The sequence below is a fragment of the Bacillus cereus group sp. BfR-BA-01347 genome, assembly GCF_022663835.1.
In the GTDB taxonomy this organism is placed as follows: Bacteria; Bacillota; Bacilli; order Bacillales; family Bacillaceae_G; genus Bacillus_A; species Bacillus_A thuringiensis_K.
This window is the reverse complement of record NZ_JAKUGG010000006.1, coordinates 105,174-129,245: the sequence shown is the minus strand read 5'-3', so window position 1 is coordinate 129,245 and position 24,072 is coordinate 105,174. Positions and strand designations below refer to the sequence as shown.

Sequence of the window (24,072 nt, the reverse complement as noted above, 5' to 3'; positions counted from 1 at the left end):
TGATAAGAGTTAATGAAATGAAACAAGGTGATAAATATGGATTTTGAAATAAATTATCTTTCCTTTTATGTTGTACAAGTAGAAGGAAAAGGTGAAGCAGTTGATAAACGCTACAAACATTTTCAAACTTTAGACGCTGAAGAATATGAAGATAGCTCATTAAAAGAATTTTTGAATGGTGAGTTATTAAAAATATCAAAGCGAAAAGTAGAACGTCATGCAAAAACAGAACAAGCCCCAACAAAGATTGGTCGCTTTATTGTAGAAGAAGGACACGAACTGGATTCAAACCCTCATTACAACCTTTTTAATCGTATTCGCTTTGCAGAAACAAAGGAAAGCTTTAAAGATATGAGCGAACCTCTCGTTTATACATATCTTGACACAAGCGCTGTACGCGGAGGTGTATTTTTAATTGCACAGGCAAAACTACGCAAATACTTTGATGATCCATTCGTATTCGTAATGAAATGTGACTTCGAACCAAAGGTGGCTTCTATTTCTGATGAATCAACACTGATTCGTAACGTTGAAATGGCCATCACAACAAAGAATATGAAATCTATCCAATATCCGTACATGCCTGAAGAAGGTATGGTTGAAGTAGGCGAACTAAAAATACACCAAGCATCACATGCCCGCTACTTCGAAGACTTCTTAAAATTTGTCGAATATGAACGCTCTATGCCTGAAATTATGAAAACACAGGTAATGGACATGGTATACGACCAAATTGAAGATGTATTTGAAGAAGGTACGGAAGAACGCGAACAATTCGACCAAGCGATGGAAGTATGGGCTGCCAGTCCGAAACGCGAAATTATGGAACAATTTTCAACCGAAGAGGTAATGGAAGCAACCGCTCAAATCGTCGAGCACGCTCCTGAAGTGGAATTAAAGCTAAAAGCAGACCATATCTCTGTAAAGGCCCTGCTTGCTGATTTCGGGGATCAAATACATATTGCGAAGGTAAATGACCGATATGTACTTATGATTGAAGCAGACACACTTACGTTTGAAAAAGGCTTCTCTCCTATTGAGTTTCTGAAGCCAGATGAGCTGCAAGATGTGATTGAGCGGATTGAGAATAAGCAGCAGTATTCGTTTGATCCGAGCGGTATTGAATAAATACTTCCATATAACTATTTTTACTGAGCGCTTTTAACAAGCGCTCTTTTATTTTAGACTTAGTTGACATTTATATTAAAAACCGATTCTACTAAGAATCGGTTGCTCTGCTTTATAGCAAAATATGTTTATGTTTAAAATTTTTTAATCTAAGATGAAATTTGTTGCAGAATCAAGTAGATTCTTTCCTTGTTATACAAGCGTATTTCCATTAAAGATATCTGCTTCAATATTTCTAGTTGATTAAACCCTTCTATAAGTTTTTTATGTTGTTCCTTTTAGTCACTATGTATGTTCTCAAAATTAAAACTTCACTTCACTACCTCAAATTTATTGTACTCGTAAAAAGATAATTGAAAACGATATTCCGGATGTTCTCTTACCCAATCGTAGGCTTCTTCTAAAATTTCCATTTTGTTTTGCAAGTCATTAAGTTCACTACATTCGTCCTTTTTCTGTTTGCACAGAGGGCAGAATCCATTCACTATTTCCGCACTCGTCGCCCTAATAGTTTTACTTTCTAAATCAACTACTAGACGAAGAATAAAAGAATGCTCTTCTTTTGTAGTCACCTTCATTTCAGCAATCCCATCCTCATTCCAAAAGACACCGTTTAATTCCATCTTTACTGTGACATCTTTAATATCCAAGTCTACCACTACCACACCTCCCTTGTACAAAACTCAATCTTACTCTTCTATTTTAAACTTTAATACACCACAACTTAAAGAGATATTAAGTTTTTTCCAATTCTTCTTTACTATGAAAGAAAGTGTAGTTAATGCTAATTGTGTGGTAAATATTATCCCAAAAACTAAAACAGTTAAAATGTTAAAGATTGTTTCCATTAAACTACACTCTTTTCTTTATATATATTTTTATTTTATTAATACGGTTTAAAACTCTTATTACATCTTAACACTCCCTAAGCCATTATAATGCGCAATCACAACAACAAGTTGATGCCTATTTAATATCAATACGCTGTTATTACATGTATGTAGTTAGAGATGGAGAAGAAATTCATTTAACCTCTGTATTCTCCTCCATTTCAGCCAAGTATCTAATCTGCCTTTCCGCTTTTCTAACCGCCGTACGAAAATGTTTTTTCAGCAGTTCTACTGTATTTTCACTTATATAATATCTTTCCGTTATACTTTCCCACGTGTCACTACTTTCAAATGTACTCCATTCAAAAAGGCGTTCTGTATCTTTCTTTAGTTCTTTAAACACCCATTTTCGCATCTTTTTTTTCGCTTTTTCTGTTAGTTTTCCGTTTTTTACAAGTTCAAGTTCACCATGTCTTTTGTATCGCTTATTAATATCTCTCTCACTATACACTTTAAGAAGTATATTTGCTGTATTTTCGGCATCTGCTAAAGCACGGTGCTGTTTCCCTTCCCACGTTAAAGCGAGCTGTTCTACCGCAAATTGTAAACTTGGCGTATGTTCAAACAATTCCTCATATGCTTGGAAAACAAATTTTTGCAAATCAATTCTACTTTCTTTTTCTATACTTGGGCATTCAACACCATGTAATGTACAATCATGAGATAGAAAACGATAATCTTCTTTTCCCCATGAAACAAATATAGAATCTTCGCCGATGAACTGAATAAATTTCTCTATAATTTGAGGGAATTTTTCTACACCCATTAAATCTTTCTTCGTAATACCGGTTAATTTTGTTGTATGACGAGTTAATCGTGCACTTGGTTTTACTAACTCCGAAAATTCTTCGATTATCTTCATTGTACCTATTTCTATTTTTACAGCTCCGATATCAACTATTTCTGACGGATCTTCTGATTTATACGGTCTGAAATTCCTCTCAATATCAAACACAATGTAATGTGTAGCGTTTTTCAATTTATTTACCTCTTTCTAAATTCCTTTTCACACAAACACTTTATTTTCAGTATTTATTTATTCATGTACTTTATACAAAAATACCCAAAAAAATAAATGAAAATTCAGTCTTGTTATGATATGTAAGTAGGAGGACATCTATAAAAATGCAAAAAAAAAGAAGGGCGAGCCCTTCTTTTTTCAAAAATTACTTCTTGTTTACGTTAGTAGCTTGAGGTCCACGGTTACCTTGTTCTACTTCGAAAGTAACTTCTTGACCTTCTTCTAAAGTTTTGAAGCCTTCGCCTTGGATAGCTGAGAAATGAACGAATACGTCTTCTCCGCCTTCAACTTCGATGAAACCGAAACCTTTTTCTGAGTTAAACCATTTTACTTTACCGTTTTGCATGAAAAAAATCCTCCTACAATGTACCTATATGTACATATTCATTTTCAACCACCTTACAATAATAAGCCAGATATTAAAAAACTGCAACCCCTGAGGAGATTTAACATTGCTATCCTCCTCGGAAGTTACAGCTCATTTAAATCTCTATATTATTAAAAGTAAAATGGTTTAAATATACTATATCATATCAATATAATAAAAGTAAAGTTTTTTTCTTAAATTATTTTTCGTTCCCACTGCATTGCTTTTAATTCGCCTGATCCGGCTACTACATAACCATCTTTTTGATTAACAATGCGCCATCCGTGCCCTTTAACTGAATCACATACTGTAACAATACCTTCGTCAAGAAGCACACGGCACACACTACTAATACCCGCCTTATTTTGTGTTGAAGTTGTATATAAAACATGTTGATCTACACTTAAGTCTAAATAACTACTTGCTTTCTGCTCACTTTGACATGTATGCCAATATATTTTTTCACTCGCAATACTTTCATCTATTTTACAATAAGAAATATTCCCGCTAACTCCCTTGCACGATCCACTTGCCGCTACTAAATAAGAATTGTGTAAAGTCAACGCGGAGATCATTTGATTTATCGCAATTTTAATCCTCTTTAATTTACGTGTCTTCAAATCAAAGAGCCAAACACCACCATATTTAGCATGTATTTTCGTACCAATAAATAAGTAATGCTTATATAAAAATAACGATCGAATAGACGGTGCCGCACTGCCATACTCAAGAAACGGATGAATAGTCTCCCATGTCGAACCGAAATTATTAGAAAGATACAGCGTTTTTTCTCCATGAGCAATGACAGTTCCTTGTACATTGCTACATACATTCCAACTCGTTGCTTTTGTTGGAAAACGCTGAATTGTCCAGTTCTCTCCACCATTCATACTACGAATAAAAATCCCTTCGTCACCTACACCATAAACTACATTATCTTCGCTATGTAAATCCCTAATTCGTTTTTGAAAACCATTTAAAATTCGTTTCCATTCTCCGTCTTGTTCAATAAATAAGCCATTATATGTAGTAGCTAACAACAGTTTTCCATCTCTTAACTTTGTAATAGCAGTTGCACTTAACATTGTCTCCACGTTGACACTCCCATTCTTAGAACTTCTCAGCAAATGCAATTGCAAAATTACTGCATTTTTCAACATCCTCTTCATCTTCTGGAGCTAATTCAATTTTCAATCCTTCTTGTACAAGCTCTGCACCACGTTCTACAAGTTTCTCTTCAAATATCGTTACCGCTTCACAAAACAGTTCATACGCCGTATCTCCTGATCCGAATACCGCTACTTTTTTCCCTGATAAATCTATATTTTCTAAGTCATCATGGAAATCTTCCGCTTCAAATGGTAGTTCACCATCTCCCCACGTATAAGATCCTAAAATGATTCCATCATAAGCTAATAATTCTTCAGCATCCATGCCTTCCATCTCTTGCAATACTACTTCATGATCAAAAGCATCTAAACTAACTTTTATTAAATCAGCAATACTCTCTGTATTTCCTGACATACTTGCATAAGCTATTAAAATTTTCGCCACTTCGGCATCCCCCTCTTACAATAAATGATTCTCATTCTCATTATATTAATAATGAGAATCAATTTCAATTGATTTTTTCTACTTTTATTTACATTACTTATTTCAAATAAAGTGAAACTTTAATGAGTAGGAGTTTTGTTCATCCCCCACTCATTATTAGTTGAACCAATCGGACTTTTACGGGCAGCAGGGCCCTCACCTAACTTCTTTGCTTCCACTGAATTTTGAGGTGGGGGGTCTTACTGTCCGGCAAATAGCGGGATAAATAAAAAAGCACAGATGACTATACAATCATCTGTGCTTTTTTATTACTTTTTAAAAATACCAAAAGGCTTTCCTACTGGTAAAACAACTTTTCCAAAGTGTGTATTTAACACTGCTGCTGCTGAACCATAGAAAGATAATAATGAAATAAGAAGTTCAGAATATGCTGCTAAATTATGCATTGCGTGCGGCATAACACCTAAAGTACTTAATGAAAGACCAATAAATAAGAAATCAATAAGGACAAAGATCATAAATAATACTTTATGTGTTTCCATTGCACCAATCGTCATAAAGATTGTGAAAATCAAATATCCGATAAAGGCTACACCAAGCTGTTTTGAATCTGCAGCTTGTGCTAATTTTTCGCCAAATACTCCAAGTTGAATTAACCAAGTCATTCCAACACCTAACCAAAATAGGCCGTACGCACCAAATGCTGTCGTACCGAATGTATTGTTATGCTTTGCATCGTGAATGCAAGCAAAGATTTGTGCAAATCCTCCTAAAAAGATTGCCCACGGTAATACAAGTGAAACGCCATCTGTTAAGCCTAACTTTTGAGATGATGCTACAAGTGTTACCATCGCTAATCCAAATAGACCAATTCCAGATGGATCCGCTGTTGTCATTTTCACATGATGTGTAGTAGTTTGATTGCTCATATAAACCTCCTGATTATAAACATACTCGAATACAATACTTAAATCAGAAGCCTATGTCAATGGTTTTTTTTGTATGTTGTCAGACGTTATATTTTATAATGATTAAATATATTTCCGACCACTTCATAAGGCTTTATATTCACTTTTTCCAACTCGTTTATCGGTAGCCATAACGGAATATAACTTCCTCTACCTTCCCGCTGAAATTCCTCAGCTGTTCCACTTCCGAACACTCCGCCTGTAATATAGGCATCATAATAATATTCATTTCCTTTATATTTTACCTTTGCAATAAGGTGCTCCACTTTTATATGTAGCCCTAATTCTTCATATACCTCTCTTTTCGTTGCCTCTTCAGGCGTTTCACCTTCCTCAACCCCTCCGCCAGGAAAAACATAATATGTTTCCTCTTCTCGAATACGTTTTATAAGAGCAATTTTCCCTTCCTGTACAATGATAGCCGCCCCGCGATTTCTTATCATTTTATTTCCTCAATACGAATCGCGACTGTTCCCCACTCTTTTTCTTGTTCTTTCGTATATATTTTGTATGTACTTTCTAACATTTCCTCTAAACTATCATTCTCACAATCCAATAATTTTTTATCAATTTGTTCATACATAGATTTAAAGCTCTCGTATCGCTTTATTTCCGTTACTTTTACCGTCATCATTTCCGTCGTCGTAAGATTCGTAAATACGATTTCATCGCCTTTGTTTATTAGTTGACGTTTTTTATCGTATAGGCGTACTTCATATACTTTTTTTCCTGATTGAATTGACTGAAACGGTTTATTATATAAACCCATTTCGTATCGCATACATCCCACTCCCTTTTGTTCATTTCACCTATTAATACAGTTCACATTACTACATCTTGCATATAATATTCCATACGTATCGCTTAATTGAGAAAGGAGGCTGAAGAAGCATGTTATATTTAAATCAAAAACCTGAATATAATAAATATGATATTGGTGATTATACTTATAGTAAAGTAGGGCCAACCATTTTTTCTTGGAACGATGAAACAAAATTAAAAATAGGTAAGTTTTGTTCCTTAGCAGAAGAAGTCGTTTTCATACTTGGCGGTGAACATCGAGCAGACTGGATAACAACTTATCCATTTAATGCACTTTTTGATGAAGGAGCACATATTACTGGTCACCCTTCTTCAAAAGGTGATATCGTAATTGGCAATGATGTATGGATTGGTTATCAATCCTGCATTTTATCTGGTGTTACAATTGGTAACGGGGCCATTATCGGCGCCAGGAGCATTGTTACAAAAGATGTACCCCCGTATGCAATTGTAGCTGGTAATCCTGCAAAATTTGTTCGATATCGTTTCCCGCAAGAAACGATTGACAAACTAGAGAATCTCGCATGGTGGGACTGGGACATTTCTGTTATAAAAGGAGCCATTCCATTACTACTCTCCGACAAAATCGACGAATTTTTCACCTCACCCAAAAAAGAATCTACATGATCAATACAGAAAGAGCATCCTTTTTTCCGGATGCTCTTTCTGTATTTATTTTTTATTTATTTGCAAATGATTACACGGAGAACATTGAAAAGGAATTTTCCCTAAGCAATTAAGATTCGTTTCACAAATTTGTTCTATCGTTGGAACAAATGGAATGACAACTATGTTACTTTCTACCATTTGTGTAACAGGTGGCAATACTGTGCCTACTTGATGTTCGAAACGAATACTCGCTTGGTTTATATAATTCCCTGAACCGCTTGGTGCTCTCTCCACTACTACTTGGAACGAAACTGTCTGTGCCTCACCCGGATTTAAACTTCCTATAAGAAATCCTGATACTGGATTTACATTTGACACTGGCGTATTATCAACAGTTACACTTCCAAGGACAAATCGAACACTACTATCTAACATATCTTGAAAACGAATATTTTGTATTGCTGTATCCCCCGTATTTGTAATAACTGTCGTAAACGTAATAACATCTCCAATCGTTGCTGTTTGATGGTCTGCCGTTTTTACGACTGTCGTTGAGACATTTTGAGGAATAAACGAGATAACAACTGTATTACTATCACCTTCAACTACTACTGGCGGCTCATTCGGATTTACAGTTGCGAGCCCATTCGCTGTAGCAGTATTTGTAACTAAATTATTTATTTGTTCTCCTGTTATGACAACTTGGAAATTAATAATTGCTGCATCATTTGGCTGAAAATCACCTAACGGAATACCAGTATTCGGGTTAGCGAATGGAAAAGGTACATCATTTACCGTTACCGTGCCATTTATAAATAGCGTATTCGGATCAATGATATCTGTTAACACAATATTGGTCACAGGAACTGTACTATCATTTATAACGGCAATTCCGTAAGTGACAACATCCCCTACCATCGCTACTTCAAAGTTTGCTCCTTTTGCAACAAATAAGATTGCAGTATTTACCGTTACAATAACTGTATTGCTCGTGTCCATCAATGTAACTCGCGGCTCTCCTGGTACTAAAATATATTCTGCTAACGCTCCAGCAACATTTACTACTGTTCCACCATCCGGAAAACTTGTAATCGTAGCTTCATATGTTACAAGTGCCGTCTCACCAACTGGAATATCTGGTATCGTAAATCCAATCTGCGGATTTAACCCCGGTTGTGGAACCCCATTTATCGTTACACTATTTGGTACGAAATCAGCTTCCTGAGATAGTACATCGATAAATTGAACATTCATTGCATCAGCAGTACCAGTATTTAATATACGAACAGTATACGTTACCGTTTCTCCTACGCCAACAACTGAATGGTCTACTTCTTTTAGCATTTCTAAGCTGCCTCTATTTATCGGCGTAACCGTCGTATTACTTGAATTTGTAATTGTAGACGGAGGTTCTCCTGGAATCAATTCGAAATCACCCGTTACTCTTGCTGTATTCATAATGCTACTAGACGGCGGAACTGCGATTACATTTACTTCAAATGTAATTAATACGCTATCCCCTACTGCAAGATCTGATAATGAAAAGCCTACAAATGGATTTAAACCTACTTGCGGAATCCCATTTATTTGTACACTTCCAGGAACGAATTCTAAACTAGGTGATGGGACATCAATAAACTGGACATTCGTTGCTGTTACCGTTCCCGTATTTGTAACTTGCACACTATACGTTAACGTATCTCCTAAACGTGTTGCTTCTTTATTTACAGATTTTATAACGCTAAAACGCCCTCTATTTATTCTTGTTATCGTCGTATTACTCGGCTCTGTTACTACAACCGGTGACTCTCCTGGTACTAAAGTAAAGCTTCCTGTTATATTTGCAACGTTCGTAATTGTTCCTGATGACGGGATGTTTGTAACTATCGCTTGAAACGTCACGATAACCGTTTCACCAACTGGTATATCTCCAACTCCAAATCCAGTAATTGGATTTAAGTTTGGTTGCAGGGCTCCATTTATCGTTACACTATTTGGTACAAATGACGCTCCTGCTGAAATAATATCAATAAACTGAACATCATTAGCTGTTACTGTTCCTGTATTCGTTATTTGAACCGTATACGTTAATACATCTCCAACGAGAGTAGCAGCCCTATTTACTTGTTTTATAACATTAAATTGTCCTCTATTTACAGTAGTAAGTGTTGTATTGCTCGGCTCTGTTACTATAACTGGTGGTTCTCCTGGTACTAATACAAAACTTCCTGTTACATTTGCCGTATTGGCAATTGTTCCGTTTGTTGGCACACTAACAACAGTTACTTGGAATGTGACTTCTACACTTTCACCTGGATTTATATCTGGAAGCGGGAATCCATTGTTCGGATTGAACCCAGGTTGTAACACACCGTCTATCGTTACACTATCTGGTACAAATGTGATAGAGGCCGGTAATACATCGCTATATTGAACATTCGTCGCTACCACTGTTCCTGTATTTTGAACGACTGTTGTATATATGATTGTATCGCCTACTGCAACAACCGGTTGACTCACTGATTTTAAAACATTTAAACCAGGTTCATTAATTTCTGTTAATGTCGTATTACTTGTCGTTGTTTCTGTAATAGGCGGCTCTGTTTCACTTACAGCAAATGTCGCTGTAACGTCTACAAAGTTAACAATCGTTCCACCTTCTGGTATGCTCGTAACCACTTCTTGATATGTGACACGTGCAAAACTATCTACAGGTATATCTGGAACTGTAAAACCAATGAAAGGATCTAATCCTGGTGCCGGTACCCCGTTTATGCTCACGCTTCCTGGTATAAACGCTACACCAGCAGAAGTCGTATCGATAAATTGAACATTGGTTGCTGGCACTGTTCCGAAATTAAAGATCAATACATCATACGTTAATATTTCTCCTACAGTGGCTACTTCCTTATCTACTAGTTTCAATGGAAAAATAAACGCTATATTAATTGTCGTAACGACTAAATTCGTTAATATCGTTTCCGTAATTGGTGGTTCCTGCGGATTTGGTTGTGAAGTAAATGTAACGTCCGCATCATTTAATATGACTTCATTATCTGGAATTTCTGTAATTGTCACTTGGAATGTGACCTCAATACTTCCACTAGCGATTAATAATGGCGTAACTGTAAATCCTATTTCTGGATTTAAACCAAGTTGCTGCACTCCACCTATCGTTACACTACCTTCTACAAACGTCGTTCCTTCTGGTATGACATCTTGGAAGAATACATCTGTAACAGGGATAATCCCTACGTTTGAAATGAGCACGGTATACGTTAATACATCTCCAACAGCCCCAGTTGCAACATCAACTGTTTTTGTTGCTGTTACTTCACCAGGAGGAGGTAACGGTATTGTAACTACCGTTGTATTACTTGAATTCGATGTTGTTACAGGTGGTTGTAAAGGATTTAATAAAAAAGTGGCTGTAGCAGATGCTGTATTTAATACTGCTCCACGTGTAGACGGTGCAACTACCATAACTTGGAACGTTACTGTCAATGATGTTCCAGCTGCAATATTCGGAAGTGCGAAACCAACATTTGGGTCAAATCCAGGTTGTGGCGCTCCATTTATCGTTACACTATTTGCGACAAATGTTGTCTCTGCAGCAATTGGATCAATAAAAGAAACATTCGTTGCTGTTACTGTGCCGTTATTTCGAATGACTACAGAATACGTGTAAGTTTCTCCAAGTGCTGCTTGTTGTACAGATGAAGATTTTTGTATATTTAGCTGTGCTGTGTTTACTTGCGTCACTACAAAATTACTATTTGTTACAGTCGTTATTGGAGGGTTTGCTGGATTTATAAGAAAACTTGCAGTAACGTTCGATTGGTTTCTTATATTTCCACCGTTCGGAACACTCGTCACTGTAACTTGAAACGTAATCGTAGATGTTTGCCCGACCGGAATATTTGGTACTGGGAAACCTGCCATAGGATCCGCACCTTGCTGCACGACTCCGTTTATCGTCACACTATTTGCTACAAAGGCAGTACCAGACGGAATTGGATCTTGAAAAATAATATTCGTTGCAGGAACAGTTCCTGTATTTTGAATAAGAATCGTATACGTTAACGTATCTCCTACTCCTGCTTGCGATGTATTTACACTCTTCATTACATTAAGTGATCCTACATTCACTCGCGTCACAACAATATTACTAATCGTTACAATTGTAATTGGCGGCTGGAGAGGGCTTACTTGGAAATCCGCAGTTACATTCGCAGTATTCGGAAGAACTCTATTTGGTGGTACACTCGTGATTGTCACTTGAAAAGCAACTGTTACCATCCCTCCTACTGGAATATTGGCAAGTGGAAATCCAGTTGTTGGGTTTAAACCTGGTTGAGATGTTCCGTTTATTGTTACACTATTTGTTACAAACGTTGTTCCAACTGGAATTGGATCAAGAAATGATACATTTGTCGCTGCTACCGTTCCACTATTTTGTATACGAACTGTATATGTTAACGTATCTCCTATTCCTGCTTCAGTAGCGCTTACACTCTTTCTCACATTTAACCCTGAAGAATTCACGACTGTCATAACAGTATTACTTGGTACCGTTACAGTAATTGGTGGTTCTGTGGGATTTACAAGAAAATCTCCAGTTACATTCGCATTATTTAGGACATTATTTCCTTGGGGAATGTCATCAATTAATACTTCAAACGTAACAATTACACTCGCACCAGTAGGCAAATTATTTAATGGGAATCCGAATTCTGGATCTGCCCCTTCTTGTAAGACCCCATTCACAAAGACACTGTTTTCAATAAATAATGTACCTTGTGGAATTGAATCTTGGAAAAATACATTTGTTGCTGGTACACTACCTGCGTTTATGATTTCGATTGTATATACTAAAACATCCCCTACCGTTGCAACATCCGTATTCACTGATTTCACAACTTCAAAGTTCCCTGATTGTACTGTTGTATTCACAATGTTACTCGGAACATTGATTGTTACGGGTGGTTCACTCGGATCCACTTGAAAACTTGCTGTTACATTTGCTTGATTTAAAATATCTTCATTTTCTGGATCCTGTACAATTAATACGTCAAATGTGACTACAACTGTTTGAGCCGCAGGAATATTCGGAAGAGAAAATCCTGTATTTGGATTCAATCCACTTTGTGGTACGCCATTAATTGTTACAGAATTTGCAACAAATGAGACAGCGGGAGAAATAGTGTCTTGGAAAAACACGTTTGTTAACGGAACGTTTCCTGTATTTTGGACGGCAATCGTATATGTTAAAGTATCACCTACTGCCGCTTGTGTCGTATTCACTTCTTTTATTACATTTAAACCACCTGTATTAACTTGTGTCACAACTGTATTCGTTTGTCTATTAATCGTCACTGGTGGTTGATTCGGAATAACAACGAAATTAGCAGATACATTTCCTCGATTCGCAATCGTGCCTCCGGATGGCGTAGATGTAACCCGTACTTGAAATGTAACCGTCCTACTTCCGCCTGGAGAAATATTTGCTATCGTAAACCCAGTTGCCGGATTTGCTCCAGGTTGTGAAATCCCATCTATAGTTACACTATTTACGATAAAAGTCGTTCCAGTTGGGATTGGATCTTGAAAAACAACATTCGTCGCAAGTACATTTCCTGTATTCTCAATTGTAACAGTGTACGTAAGAACGTCATTTACAGTTGCAAAAGCTCGATCTACTGTTTTTCGCGTTCTTATATCAGCTACATTAATTGTAGTAAATACAGTATTACTTGTCGCTTGACCTGAAATTGGTGTTTGACCAGGCACTGGGGTATAGGTAAATGTTGCACTTGCACGATTTGGAATTGGATTTACAAGAGGATTAGATGTTACTCGAACTTGAAAGCGGACTACAGTCGTTTGCGAGGCATTAATACTCCCAAGATTAATACTACTTGCTGGATTTGCTCCTGGACGCGCTACTCCATTTACCGTAACACTATTTGGAACAAATGTTGTTCCAGCAGGGATATTATCAACAAAAATAACATTGTTCGCAGTGATGTTTCCATTATTCGTCACATTAACTGTATACGTTAATATGTCATTAATTGTTGCTGTTTGCAAATCTACAGACTTTTGTAAGCTTACATTCGCACGATTAATTATCGTCTGTACTGTATTTGAAGAAGCTGTACTTGTAACGAGTGGGCTTCCTACGAAAGGACGGAATTGATAAGATACCACCGCACGATTTGGAATTGGATTTGGATTTGGAAATGACGTGATCCTTACCTGAAATGTTACAATTCTCTGCGCATTATTAGGTATCGTTCCTAAATTAATTCCACTAGCTGGGTTCGCGCTCGGTTGCGCTACTCCCCCTACCGTCACACTACCAGTTATAAACGTCGTTCCGTTTGGAATACTGTCTTGTAATACAACGTTATCTGCACTTCCTGTCCCTGTATTCGGAACAGTAATTGTATAGGTGAGAATATCTCCAACTCCTGCAACTGTTTTATCAACTGATTTAACAGGATTAATAATTGGACCCGTCGCATCAATTTGAACACCAAAACCAGCTGCAGCGTATCCATCTCCATTTGTAACGAATCGAACTGTTGCTGACGTTTGATTATTTACTAATGATGAAGTGGCATTTACATTTGTAATATCCCATCCTTGTCTTCGGACAGCCAAAGCTATCCCTAACGGCTGATTCAACTCTCCAAACGTTCCAGTTGTATCTAACTCTCCAATGTCGTTACAAATTTGTGACTGAAAGAAATTATTAGCAGGGTTTCTCGGGCCGAATAATGCAATTGTAGCATTTGCATTCGGGCCGAAGCGAAGTTGATCTCCAACAATGTTGGAATCACCTTCTTGAGCAGTTACGAGCACTCTTCCTGTAACTGCTCCTGTTCCCGGAGTAGCAAATCCTGAAATGATAGTATCAACTGGTGGTGATGAAGCATCGATAATTTCTTGACCTGCATATACCGACAAATTCCGAAGTGGTAAACTTGCATTTTGATACACTACCTCAAGCGTCCATCCAGCTGAACGACTGATTGTCGGATCAGCCGAAGTTCTTGTAGCTGGCACGGCCCCTGTCGTATAAGTTCCTGCCCCACCCGCACTAACAAGATTCGTTACATTAGCAGAGCGAGCATAATAAAACTGATTGCCTACTGAGCCTTGCTGCGCGGTAGCAGGATCTGGCGTAACAGAAAATGTTCCTGCTGGTGTTGTAAATGTAATATTATCATTTAAAAATGGTAAAACATCTTCCGTATCAGTCCGGAAAGTTCCTGCCCAAACTAACTCTGCATACAAAATACTACTCCCTGCCGGAAGATTTAAAATTGCACTTGAAGAATTCAATCGCCAGTCATCCGTTGTACCTGCTGGGAACCCTGGTACTTGCAGCGCTGTATTTACCGTTGTAAAAACAGCAAGTGTACCAAAAATATTACCTGGTGCAGGCGATGTGGGACTAAGTCCTAACGTGTTCCCAGTGAACGTGACGGCACCAGTTACTGTTGTCGTAAAGCGATTCAAAAAAGGCACGTAATCATCTCATTTCATTTATAGTAAAAAGTGCTCTATACTATAAAATGTAGACAAACTATGCAATGTACTTTGTCCAACAAAATTCCGCACGTATGAGAGGAGCTTACTACACTATGCGCTATGTTATTATAACAGGAACTTCACAAGGTTTAGGTGAGGCTATCGCCGCGCAATTGTTAGAAGAAAACACGAGTATTATCTCTATTTCTAGAAGAGAAAATAAAGAACTTACGAAACTTGCACAGCAATATAATAGCAATTGTGTTTTCCACTCCTTAGATCTTCAAGATGTACATAATTTAGAAACGAACTTTAACAAAATCATTTCATCTATTCAAGAAGACACTGTATCATCTATTCATTTAATTAATAACGCTGGTACACTCGCACCTATGAAACCAATTGAAAAAGCAGAAAGCGAACAATTCATTACGAACGTTCACATTAATTTACTTGCACCTATGATTCTTACATCTACTTTCATGAAACATACGAAAGAATGGAAAGTAGATAAACGCGTTATAAATATTTCATCTGGCGCAGGAAAAAATCCTTATTTCGGATGGGGCGCTTATTGTACAACGAAAGCAGGTGTAAATATGTTTACACAGTGCGTAGCGACTGAAGAAGGGGAAAAAGAATACCCAGTAAAAATCGTCGCTTTTGCACCTGGTGTTGTTGATACAAATATGCAAGCACAAATTCGTGAAACAAATAAAGAAGACTTCACAAATTTAGACCGCTTCATCACATTAAAAGAAGAAGGAAAACTATTATCACCTCAATATGTAGCAAAAGCTATTCGTAACTTACTAGAAACTGAAGACTTCCCTCAAGGCGAGGTTATTAGAATTGATGAATAACAAAAAGGCGTGCTAGATTAGCATGCCTTTTTGTTCTACTTCTCTAAAAATATAAGCATAGACTCCGCAATTTGTTCATAACCAATTTCTTGGTAAATTTTATTCGATGTCGGATTCGCTAGATCAGTATATAACGTAGTTGTCTTGTATCCTTCATCTAACATACGTTGACTAAGTGCCGCTACACAATTAGATGCGTATCCTTTTTTCCTTTCTTCTTTCGGCGTATACACGAAATTAACTGTTATATTATTTTTAGTTGGGCGTGTTTTTGCAGCTACAGAAACAAGTTTTCCGTCTATTTCTAAACCAAATAGACGACGATTAGTAATTAATATATGTGCGGTTTGTTCCGCTTCTTCTTTTGTAGTAGGAAGATTCACTTCTTCGCAAAATTGGTATATCCACTGTTCTATTACTGGTAGCTCATCACTACTTACTTCTTTAAAGACTCCATCTCCGTTCCACTTTTTCTTCACTTGTTTTAATTCATATATACCTTGCTCCATTGCAATAGTAGTTTTCTTATTTTCTAACACGGCAATCTCTTCCGCTAATCTCTGTACAATTTTCTTATTACCAATTAATCCAGGAACATTCGGATATACTTCCGCTAATTTTTTTGCAAGTTCCACGATGGCCTCTCCCACCATTTCAGACGTAGCAACAATAATTTGTTTCTTTTCTTCTGTTTGAAGAAATACAATTGTAATTTCTTCCTCTTGTTTTACTACCCCCATAAATATCGGTTGTTGTACCATTTGTAATACACCTAATATGAGATTATTTTCCTGTTCATTTTTTTCTAAAAATGGTGTAACCGCTTCTTTAAAATTAACAATCTCTTCATATACACGTAATTGAATCATCGACAATCTCTTCTCTCTATTTATAGTTTCATTAAAGTATTGGCGATTAATTCATTAAATCCTTCTTTTACGATTCAATAATATACGAAACTAATATATTTAAATCATTTTCGACTTGTAAAACTCTCTGTTTTTCCTTTTCAAATACCTCTTCTTCTTTCCAAAATGACTCTTTTCGACTTTTAATCATGCGCTCCATTTCTTTTTTACTCGGTCCACCGTACACCTTTCTTTTTTGAATAAATGCTTCTGGCGATATAATTTCTTCCCACTCTTTTTCTAATAATTGTATTTTAAATTTTTCTTGTAAGTATATATTCACATCTTTGAAACATAATTCATGTAGCTCCTTTTTCTGTTCCAATGACATATTCGCAATAACACTTGCTACATGATGAGCATGCCGAAATGGAATTTCATAGTTTTTTGTTAAAACATCTGCGAAATCCGTTATCGTAATTGCATGTTTATAGGAACGACTTTTCAACGTTTCTTCTTCTACTTTCATCGTTCGAATGACTGCATTCAAAATGCAAAATACACGAATAGCCTTTTCAATTCCTTTATATAAATACGGCTGCAAGTCATCTTCCGTATCGACAATATCACCAAATGGTGTATTATGAATCATTTGAAATACTGTAAATGCTTCTCCAAAAGCACTACTCGTAATTGCACGGGCATGTTCAATTGAAACTGGATTTCGTTTTTGTGGCATAATACTACTAATTTGTACATATGGCCTTGCAACAGTAATACCATCATATTCTTTCGTCGCTAATAGTAAGAAATCATGAATCCATCTACTCGTATTCGTCATCATTACCGTAAGTAACGAGCTAACCTCTAATAAATAATCAGCTCCAGCGACAGCATCATATGAGTTCTCAATTACATTAGTAAATCCAAGTAAATCAGCAACTCGCTCTCGTTTAATTGGGAAACTTGTTGTAGAAAGAGCAGCGGCTCCCATTGGCGATTGATTTAAAAGTGTGTACGTTCGTTTTATTCTTTCTAAGTCTCTCTGCATCGTATCATAAATCGCTAACGTATAATGACCAAATGTTGTTGGCTGCGCTGGTTGTGTATGTGTATAAGCTGTCATAATCGTTTCCTTATGATCATCGGCAAGTTGCAGCATACTTTCTTGCAATAACAAATGATGTTCCATTAATTGTAGTACGTATCTCCTTAAACTCATGCGATACATCGTTACACCCATATCATTTCTACTTCTACCAATATGCATATTACTTACAAAATCGCATTTCGCTTCTTGAAAAATTAAATGTTCCACTAAAAAAAAGAGATCTTCATGCTGCTCTGTATAGAGCAATTGATCTTTTGGAATTCCCTCTATCTTTTTTAGTGCGTTTAATATAACTTTAGCTTCTTCCTTTTTCATTAAATTTTCTTCCGTCAGCATTGTAATATGCGCTTTATGCACTTGAAACATGTCTTTCAATAAGTAATTTCGTTGAAACTCAAATACATGTTGTAATACGCAATTCACGTATGTTTTCCCAGGGAAATCAGCGCCTTCGCTCTTTATAAACTCTTCTTTACTTTGTTTCATCACCTTTTCCCCTTTCACCTAAGTATTACTACCCATCATACCCAGAGATAGGAAAAAAGTGCTTGTACACAAAAATAAACTCGGTGCTCTCTGCACCGAGTTTATTTAATAAAAGTCGCATCATACTTATCACTTTGCAACACTTGAAAATGTAAGTTTGCTAAATGTTTCCGTATTTCTGCGCTGTCATCTTCATTTAAATTATTTGCTAAGAACACTATTTCTGTACAGTTCCCGCGTTTATCCATTGCATAAACTGCTTTTGTAACTGTCCATGGCGTATAACCATTTTTTTGCCCAGCATGTCTAAATGTTTTACGGTATTTCTTGGCACTCATGTCTGTTTCAACGATATTTGCCCACACTTTTTCTTCAGCTTCTGTTAAGCCACCTTTATGGTTTGCCTTTTGAAGTAATACCATATAATCATTTGCAGAAGCTGCTGGTAATCTATCTGACCAAATTTTGTCGTAACGTTCCTCTAAATAAAGCGGAATTTCCTTCTGTAATAATGGTCCCTTCTTCTTTAAGCGTTCATGAATAATCATCGCATATTCACGATATTGCTCTTGAGACATTTCTTTTAACTTTTTCTCTATTTTATATTTTGGAACATGTAATTCTTTATGCAAATATCCCGGGATATACAAAGATGAAACGATTGGAAATAGTGGTTGATGTGCAGGAAGTGATAAACTTTGTAAATTCCGATTAATATTATCTAATCCTAACACTTCCATTAAGTACTCAGCATTTGCATTTGAACTAAACTTAACCATTCCTTTTGCTACTTCTTCTAAAGAAACCGCTCCTTCAGTTATCTTTCCTTTCTTTTCCAAGTACCTTTGCCATCTATCTTGCGCACCACCATCTGTATTCGGTACATAATACCGATTCACATCATTAATGGAAACGAAACTAGAAGAATCAATTTTCCCTTCCGTAACTTGTTTCGTATATTCAAGCGCTATAATCAATTTCATCGTACTAGCAACTGGTAATACAACATTTGGATTTACAGAATAAACAACTTTATCATTTCTCTTTACTAGAAGTGCACTATTTTTTTCATCTTTATGTTCTTCAATAAAAGATGCAATATACTGTGCATCATCATTATTTGAACTCCACACTTTTTTCACTAAAAAGTTACCCGATATTAGCAAAACGAAAATACCCACAATCACTGCGCATACTATAGTTTTTTTCAAGTAAAATTCCTCTCCTATTGTGTAACTCTTCTCTCTATCTTTAAAAAACAAAATAATGGAGATGGTTATTCAAATAACCATCTCCATTATTTTAACTTGTATACTCCTATTATGTCTACGTCATGATTTTCACAAAATCCTCAAGGAATTTTTTATAATGTAATGACCAACCAATTCGCACCCAGTTTTTTAAGGCTTTTGCATCAGGTTGAGGACGGAAATCTGCAATACTTTCTCCTTTTGCTATTCCCACTGTATCTACATCTACACGGCGATACACATAATCCAATATTGAAGGATTTGCGGCAACCATCATTGTAACGACGTCATGTACTGGACTTCCTTTTATTTTCGGATTTAATTTTCTATAAGCTTTATAATAATACGTAAAAATCGGTTCAATTAATTTATTAAAACTTGTTTTAGAATGTTTCGTAATATACTTTACCATCTCTGGCGTAATAATAGCTTCAGATGTAACATTGAGCGGCACCAGTGTCACATTCTTGGCATTTTGCATAACTAATTGCGACGCAATCGGATCACTATGAAAATTCGCCTCTGCGACTGGTGTAACATTGCCAGGCATTAAGAAAGCACCGCCCATTATATAATATTCTTTCACATACTTCATCATTGGCTTTTCTAAAATAAATGCTGTCGCAAGTGTCGTTGACCTCCCAGCATCAACTATAATTAATTCTCCTTTATATTTTTCAAGAATGTCAAAAAACTCACAAAAAGGCTTTATATTTGGAGAAAGATTTTTCGGTGGTCGAATTGGTCCTAAACCTTCCGCCCCATGTATTTCTGGATAATACGTTGTAATATCTCCAGATAAAGGAATTTTCGCACCATTAATAACTGGTATATCTTCCCTACCTGCTAACTGTAATAAATATGCCGCATTACTTGTCGCCTTTTCTTGCGTTACATTTCCATATCCTGTAACCACACCAACAATATCAATATCAGGATGCAACAATCCGTACATAATTGCTAAAGAGTCATCAATTCCTGGGTCTCCTAAAAATAATACTTTTTTCATCGACCTCAACTCCATCCCCTCAATTGTTATTAATTTATGAATAACAATTGGCATACAGAATAAAAAAGAACAATTTCATACGAAAAAACGCAGTCCTATAAGGACTACGTTCTCCAGCTAACCTATACAGTTTTTTTTACAGCACTCATACTTCCAATAATGTAAGCGATAAACGCAAAACAAATCGGAAAGACAACTGTATGTATACCAAACGGATTTGGATAGAAAAGGTGAATACACATATATGAACCTACTCCAACGAAAATGGAAGCAAGCGCTCCTGTTGCATTTCCTTTCCTCCAATATAACCCTAATACGATTGGCCAAATGAATGCTGCTTCTAATCCACCGAAAGAAAATAAATTTAGCCATATTAAAAAATCTGGTGGTTTAATGGCCGCTGCATAAACGAGTAGTCCTACAATACCAGTAATCCACAAACTTCCTTTTTTTATCGTACTGTCTGCTGCATCTTTATTTATGTAATTTACGTATATATCTTTAATAATTGACGAGCTTACAAGTAATAATAACGAGTTTACTGTAGACATAATCGCTGCCATTGGTGCAGCTAAGAAAACTCCAGCTAACCAAGGTGGCAACACTTCCATCGCAAGTAGCGGCATTACTTTATCTGGTACCGTTATACCTGGAAGTACTACTCTTGCAAATACACCTGTTAAATGCATACCGATCATAATTGTACCAACGACAACTGTTCCAATTATTAAAGCTTGGTGCATAGCTTTTGAATTTTTATAAGACATGGCACGCACGCTAATTTGCGGTAAACCTACAACACCAATTCCAATTAAAATCCAAAATGATGTCACATATGACTTCGTTAAACTGCCATCTGCTCCGAATGGTGTAATTAAATTTGGATTGATTTGAACAAGTTCCTGCATAATCTTTTCAATTCCACCACCAGCAATGACAGTAGCAATTAAAATGATTGTCGTTCCAACTAACATAATAATTCCTAATAATGTATCTGATAAAGCGACTGCACGAAATCCACCAATTAATACGTAAACAAGTACAGAAAAAGTAAATAAAAATAGTGCTGTTGTGTACGATAGACCCGTTAGTGACTCGATTAATCGTCCACCACCGACCCACTGGGCTACTGTCGCTGAAAATAAAAAGATAATAATACATAACGCTGAAAGTATAACAACTGCTTTATTATTGTATCTCCCTTTTAAATAATCGATAAGAGTAATGGCTTCCATCTTCCTAGCGATAATTGCAAACTTTTTACCGATAACCGTTAAAACGATATACCCTGTTACAACTTGAATCGCAGATAACAATACCCATCCAAGCCCCATATTGTAAGCAATACCAGGACCACCAATAAAGCTACTTGCACTACCGTACGTAGCAATCATTGTCATCGCTAATAATAAACCGCCTAGCTCACGCCCACCAAGAAAATATTCTTGTAAAAATTTATTATGAGCAGTTGCTTGAACGCGTCTTGAAGCATATACACCAATTAAAAATACAACGATAAACGAAATTATCATTGGAATGATTACATACCAATTCATCTATTATTCCTCACTTTTTTCTTCCTCATCGAGTGAAATATCTTGAAATACAAAACGAACAACTAAACTAAGTAAAATAACCATAACGATAAATCCAACGATACAGCTATAAAAAAACCATGCGGGAAAACCTAATACATATGTATATTCACTCGGATTTTTACTACCAAGCCCATAAGCGAATCCGTACCATATTATAAAATTAATAATAGCAAGTCCAAGACCAATTAACGCTTCTCTATGGGCTATTCGAAAGCGTGGATCATCATGATAATCTTTCATTTTTCCCCCTCCTCTCACGATGTATTATTGTACCATTGTTCTTCTAGTTTTTCCTACTAGAAAGCAAAACAAGCAGGATTTTTTATAATCATATAGAAGATTCTGTTACATTACATATTTTTTACAATTGTAACACAAATGAAATTTGAATTTTCAGTATTTATTAATTATGATTTTAATTAGAGGCTTTCCATCTAGTTTCCACATCCTTGATTTCGGAATAAGCGCCGTCTCGTACTGCGTTTACATTATATTTTCAAGGGGGTTATACAATGAGTCAACTAGCTGTAAATCTTCATGAAAAGGTAGAAAAGTTTCTTCAAGGTACAAAAAAGTTATATGTGAATGGATCTTTCATTGAAAGCGCTTCCGGAAAAACGTTTAAAACACCAAACCCAGCAACTGGTGAAACACTTGCTGTCGTTTCTGAAGCTGGTCGCGAAGATATTCATAAAGCTGTAGTCGCAGCTCGCATGGCTTTTGACGAAGGTCCTTGGTCTCGTATGAGCACTGCTGAGCGAAGCCGTCTCATGTACAAGTTAGCTGATTTAATGGAAGAACATAAAGAAGAGCTTGCACAGCTCGAAACGTTAGATAACGGAAAGCCAATCCGTGAAACAATGGCAGCAGATATACCACTTGCAATTGAACATATGCGCTATTATGCTGGCTGGGCTACGAAAATCGTTGGTCAAACAATCCCTGTTTCCGGTAATTACTTTAACTATACACGCCATGAAGCTGTTGGTGTCGTCGGTCAAATTATCCCTTGGAACTTCCCTCTTCTTATGGCGATGTGGAAAATGGGAGCAGCGCTTGCTACAGGATGTACAATCATTTTAAAACCTGCAGAACAAACTCCACTATCAGCTCTATACTTAGCTGAATTAATTGAAGAAGCTGGATTCCCGAAAGGTGTTATTAATATTGTTCCTGGATTCGGTGAATCAGCTGGACAAGCACTTGTTAATCATCCACTCGTTGATAAAATTGCATTTACTGGTTCTACTCCAGTCGGTAAACAAATTATGCGACAAGCATCTGAGTCATTAAAACGCGTTACACTTGAGTTAGGCGGTAAATCACCAAATATCATCTTGCCAGATGCTGATTTATCTCGCGCGATTCCTGGTGCCCTTTCTGGTGTTATGTTTAACCAAGGGCAAGTATGCTCTGCTGGATCACGCTTATTTGTTCCGAAGAAAATGTATGATAATGTCATGGCTGATCTCGTCCTCTATTCTAAAAAACTAAATCAAGGTGTCGGTCTTAACCCTGAAACAACAATTGGTCCTCTCGTTTCCGAAGAACAACAAAAACGTGTAATGGGCTACATTGAAAAAGGGATTGAAGAAGGCGCTGAAGTACTTTGCGGAGGAAGTAATCCATTCGATCAAGGCTACTTCGTTTCTCCTACAGTATTCGCTGACGTAAATGATGAAATGACGATCGCAAAAGAAGAAATTTTCGGTCCAGTTATTTCTGCAATACCGTTTAACGATATTGATGAAGTAATTGAACGTGCAAATAAATCGCAATTTGGTTTAGCTGCTGGTGTGTGGACAGAAAATGTTAAAACTGCACACTATGTTGCAAGTAAAGTACGTGCAGGTACAGTATGGGTAAACTGTTATAACGTCTTTGATGCAGCATCTCCATTTGGAGGATTTAAACAATCTGGCCTCGGCCGTGAAATGGGATCTTACGCATTAAATAACTATACAGAAGTGAAGAGCGTTTGGCTTAACTTAAATTAATGAGAAAGAACC

General features: G+C 36.6%; 19 protein-coding genes. 4 read left to right on the top strand and 15 right to left on the bottom strand.

Annotation, left to right across the window (positions count from 1 at the left end; translation table 11 throughout):
• Nucleotides 1–36: 36 nt before the first annotated feature.
• The gene (locus MR143_RS12185) at nucleotides 37–1,128 is read left to right on the top strand and encodes a DUF3900 domain-containing protein (protein ID WP_000345055.1); all 1,092 of its coding nucleotides are present in this window, start codon (nucleotides 37–39) and stop codon (nucleotides 1,126–1,128) included.
• Between the two features lie 311 nt (nucleotides 1,129–1,439).
• Here MR143_RS12185 and MR143_RS12180 read toward each other — a convergent pair whose 3' ends face one another.
• The 8 genes from MR143_RS12180 to MR143_RS12145 all read right to left on the bottom strand — a co-directional run bounded on the left by MR143_RS12180 (nucleotide 1,440) and on the right by MR143_RS12145 (nucleotide 6,709).
• Nucleotides 1,440–1,787, bottom strand: a complete 348-nt coding sequence (locus MR143_RS12180) for a hypothetical protein (protein ID WP_000227979.1) — start codon at nucleotides 1,785–1,787, stop codon at nucleotides 1,440–1,442.
• Between the two features lie 364 nt (nucleotides 1,788–2,151).
• A complete protein-coding gene (locus MR143_RS12175) occupies nucleotides 2,152–2,997 on the bottom strand; it encodes an exonuclease (RefSeq protein ID WP_000786428.1) in 846 nt (281 codons plus the stop codon).
• Between the two features lie 187 nt (nucleotides 2,998–3,184).
• Nucleotides 3,185–3,385, bottom strand: a complete 201-nt coding sequence (gene cspB / locus MR143_RS12170) for a cold shock-like protein CspB (protein ID WP_001179150.1) — start codon at nucleotides 3,383–3,385, stop codon at nucleotides 3,185–3,187.
• 215 nt (nucleotides 3,386–3,600) lie between these two features.
• Nucleotides 3,601–4,500, bottom strand: a complete 900-nt coding sequence (locus MR143_RS12165; protein ID WP_000449488.1) for a WD40/YVTN/BNR-like repeat-containing protein — start codon at nucleotides 4,498–4,500, stop codon at nucleotides 3,601–3,603.
• Between the two features lie 16 nt (nucleotides 4,501–4,516).
• Nucleotides 4,517–4,960, bottom strand: a complete 444-nt coding sequence (locus MR143_RS12160) for a flavodoxin (protein ID WP_001062755.1) — start codon at nucleotides 4,958–4,960, stop codon at nucleotides 4,517–4,519.
• A 308-nt stretch (nucleotides 4,961–5,268) separates the two neighbouring features.
• The gene (locus MR143_RS12155) at nucleotides 5,269–5,889 is read right to left on the bottom strand and encodes an acetate uptake transporter (protein ID WP_000070938.1); all 621 of its coding nucleotides are present in this window, start codon (nucleotides 5,887–5,889) and stop codon (nucleotides 5,269–5,271) included.
• 86 nt (nucleotides 5,890–5,975) lie between these two features.
• A complete protein-coding gene (locus MR143_RS12150) occupies nucleotides 5,976–6,371 on the bottom strand; it encodes an NUDIX hydrolase (protein WP_000620833.1) in 396 nt (131 codons plus the stop codon).
• The gene (locus tag MR143_RS12145; RefSeq protein WP_001268365.1) at nucleotides 6,368–6,709 is read right to left on the bottom strand and encodes an ASCH domain-containing protein; all 342 of its coding nucleotides are present in this window, start codon (nucleotides 6,707–6,709) and stop codon (nucleotides 6,368–6,370) included. The genes MR143_RS12150 and MR143_RS12145 overlap by 4 nt, the downstream gene beginning before the upstream one ends.
• A gap of 110 nt (nucleotides 6,710–6,819) precedes the next feature.
• Here MR143_RS12145 and MR143_RS12140 point away from each other — a divergent pair, with 110 nt between their 5' ends.
• The gene (locus MR143_RS12140) at nucleotides 6,820–7,377 is read left to right on the top strand and encodes a CatB-related O-acetyltransferase (RefSeq protein WP_000966299.1); all 558 of its coding nucleotides are present in this window, start codon (nucleotides 6,820–6,822) and stop codon (nucleotides 7,375–7,377) included.
• 45 nt (nucleotides 7,378–7,422) lie between these two features.
• On the opposite strand, the gene MR143_RS12135 is transcribed toward MR143_RS12140, so the two are convergent.
• Nucleotides 7,423–14,895, bottom strand: a complete 7,473-nt coding sequence (locus MR143_RS12135; protein WP_242280784.1) for a DUF7507 domain-containing protein — start codon at nucleotides 14,893–14,895, stop codon at nucleotides 7,423–7,425.
• 116 nt (nucleotides 14,896–15,011) lie between these two features.
• Between MR143_RS12135 and MR143_RS12130 the strand changes: the two genes are divergently transcribed.
• Nucleotides 15,012–15,761, top strand: a complete 750-nt coding sequence (locus MR143_RS12130) for a (S)-benzoin forming benzil reductase (RefSeq protein ID WP_001271039.1) — start codon at nucleotides 15,012–15,014, stop codon at nucleotides 15,759–15,761.
• Nucleotides 15,762–15,796: 35 nt separating this feature from the next.
• Here MR143_RS12130 and MR143_RS12125 read toward each other — a convergent pair whose 3' ends face one another.
• The 6 genes from MR143_RS12125 to MR143_RS12100 all read right to left on the bottom strand — a co-directional run bounded on the left by MR143_RS12125 (nucleotide 15,797) and on the right by MR143_RS12100 (nucleotide 22,303).
• Nucleotides 15,797–16,630 (bottom strand): GNAT family N-acetyltransferase, encoded by an 834-nt coding sequence (locus MR143_RS12125; protein WP_000615485.1) that lies wholly within the window; start codon nucleotides 16,628–16,630, stop codon nucleotides 15,797–15,799.
• Between the two features lie 67 nt (nucleotides 16,631–16,697).
• A complete protein-coding gene (gene argH, locus MR143_RS12120) occupies nucleotides 16,698–18,224 on the bottom strand; it encodes an argininosuccinate lyase (protein ID WP_157407009.1) in 1,527 nt (508 codons plus the stop codon).
• An 83-nt stretch (nucleotides 18,225–18,307) separates the two neighbouring features.
• Entirely contained in the window at nucleotides 18,308–19,417 is a 1,110-nt protein-coding gene (locus tag MR143_RS12115; RefSeq protein ID WP_000751356.1) for a serine hydrolase, read from the bottom strand.
• Nucleotides 19,418–19,532: 115 nt separating this feature from the next.
• The gene (locus MR143_RS12110; protein ID WP_003302260.1) at nucleotides 19,533–20,519 is read right to left on the bottom strand and encodes a nucleoside hydrolase; all 987 of its coding nucleotides are present in this window, start codon (nucleotides 20,517–20,519) and stop codon (nucleotides 19,533–19,535) included.
• Between the two features lie 68 nt (nucleotides 20,520–20,587).
• Nucleotides 20,588–22,021: a sodium/pantothenate symporter gene (panF, locus tag MR143_RS12105; protein ID WP_001104823.1), complete on the bottom strand. Its 1,434-nt coding sequence runs from the start codon at nucleotides 22,019–22,021 to the stop codon at nucleotides 20,588–20,590.
• A gap of 3 nt (nucleotides 22,022–22,024) precedes the next feature.
• Nucleotides 22,025–22,303: a YhdT family protein gene (locus MR143_RS12100; RefSeq protein WP_000656244.1), complete on the bottom strand. Its 279-nt coding sequence runs from the start codon at nucleotides 22,301–22,303 to the stop codon at nucleotides 22,025–22,027.
• 272 nt (nucleotides 22,304–22,575) lie between these two features.
• Here MR143_RS12100 and dhaS point away from each other — a divergent pair, with 272 nt between their 5' ends.
• Nucleotides 22,576–24,060 (top strand): aldehyde dehydrogenase DhaS, encoded by a 1,485-nt coding sequence (dhaS, locus tag MR143_RS12095; RefSeq protein ID WP_000080283.1) that lies wholly within the window; start codon nucleotides 22,576–22,578, stop codon nucleotides 24,058–24,060.
• Nucleotides 24,061–24,072: the final 12 nt, after the last annotated feature.

Coding starts and splice junctions, on each gene's coding strand:
- MR143_RS12185 (WP_000345055.1), top strand. CDS start 37: ATGGATTTTGAAATAAATTATCTTTCCTTTTATGTTGTACAAGTAGAA.
- cspB (WP_001179150.1), bottom strand. CDS start 3,385: ATGCAAAACGGTAAAGTAAAATGGTTTAACTCAGAAAAAGGTTTCGGT.
- MR143_RS12155 (WP_000070938.1), bottom strand. CDS start 5,889: ATGAGCAATCAAACTACTACACATCATGTGAAAATGACAACAGCGGAT.
- MR143_RS12150 (WP_000620833.1), bottom strand. CDS start 6,371: ATGATAAGAAATCGCGGGGCGGCTATCATTGTACAGGAAGGGAAAATT.
- MR143_RS12145 (WP_001268365.1), bottom strand. CDS start 6,709: ATGCGATACGAAATGGGTTTATATAATAAACCGTTTCAGTCAATTCAA.
- MR143_RS12140 (WP_000966299.1), top strand. CDS start 6,820: ATGTTATATTTAAATCAAAAACCTGAATATAATAAATATGATATTGGT.
- MR143_RS12130 (WP_001271039.1), top strand. CDS start 15,012: ATGCGCTATGTTATTATAACAGGAACTTCACAAGGTTTAGGTGAGGCT.
- MR143_RS12125 (WP_000615485.1), bottom strand. CDS start 16,630: ATGATTCAATTACGTGTATATGAAGAGATTGTTAATTTTAAAGAAGCG.
- MR143_RS12110 (WP_003302260.1), bottom strand. CDS start 20,519: ATGCCAATTGTTATTCATAAATTAATAACAATTGAGGGGATGGAGTTG.
- panF (WP_001104823.1), bottom strand. CDS start 22,021: ATGAATTGGTATGTAATCATTCCAATGATAATTTCGTTTATCGTTGTA.
- MR143_RS12100 (WP_000656244.1), bottom strand. CDS start 22,303: ATGAAAGATTATCATGATGATCCACGCTTTCGAATAGCCCATAGAGAA.
- dhaS (WP_000080283.1), top strand. CDS start 22,576: ATGAGTCAACTAGCTGTAAATCTTCATGAAAAGGTAGAAAAGTTTCTT.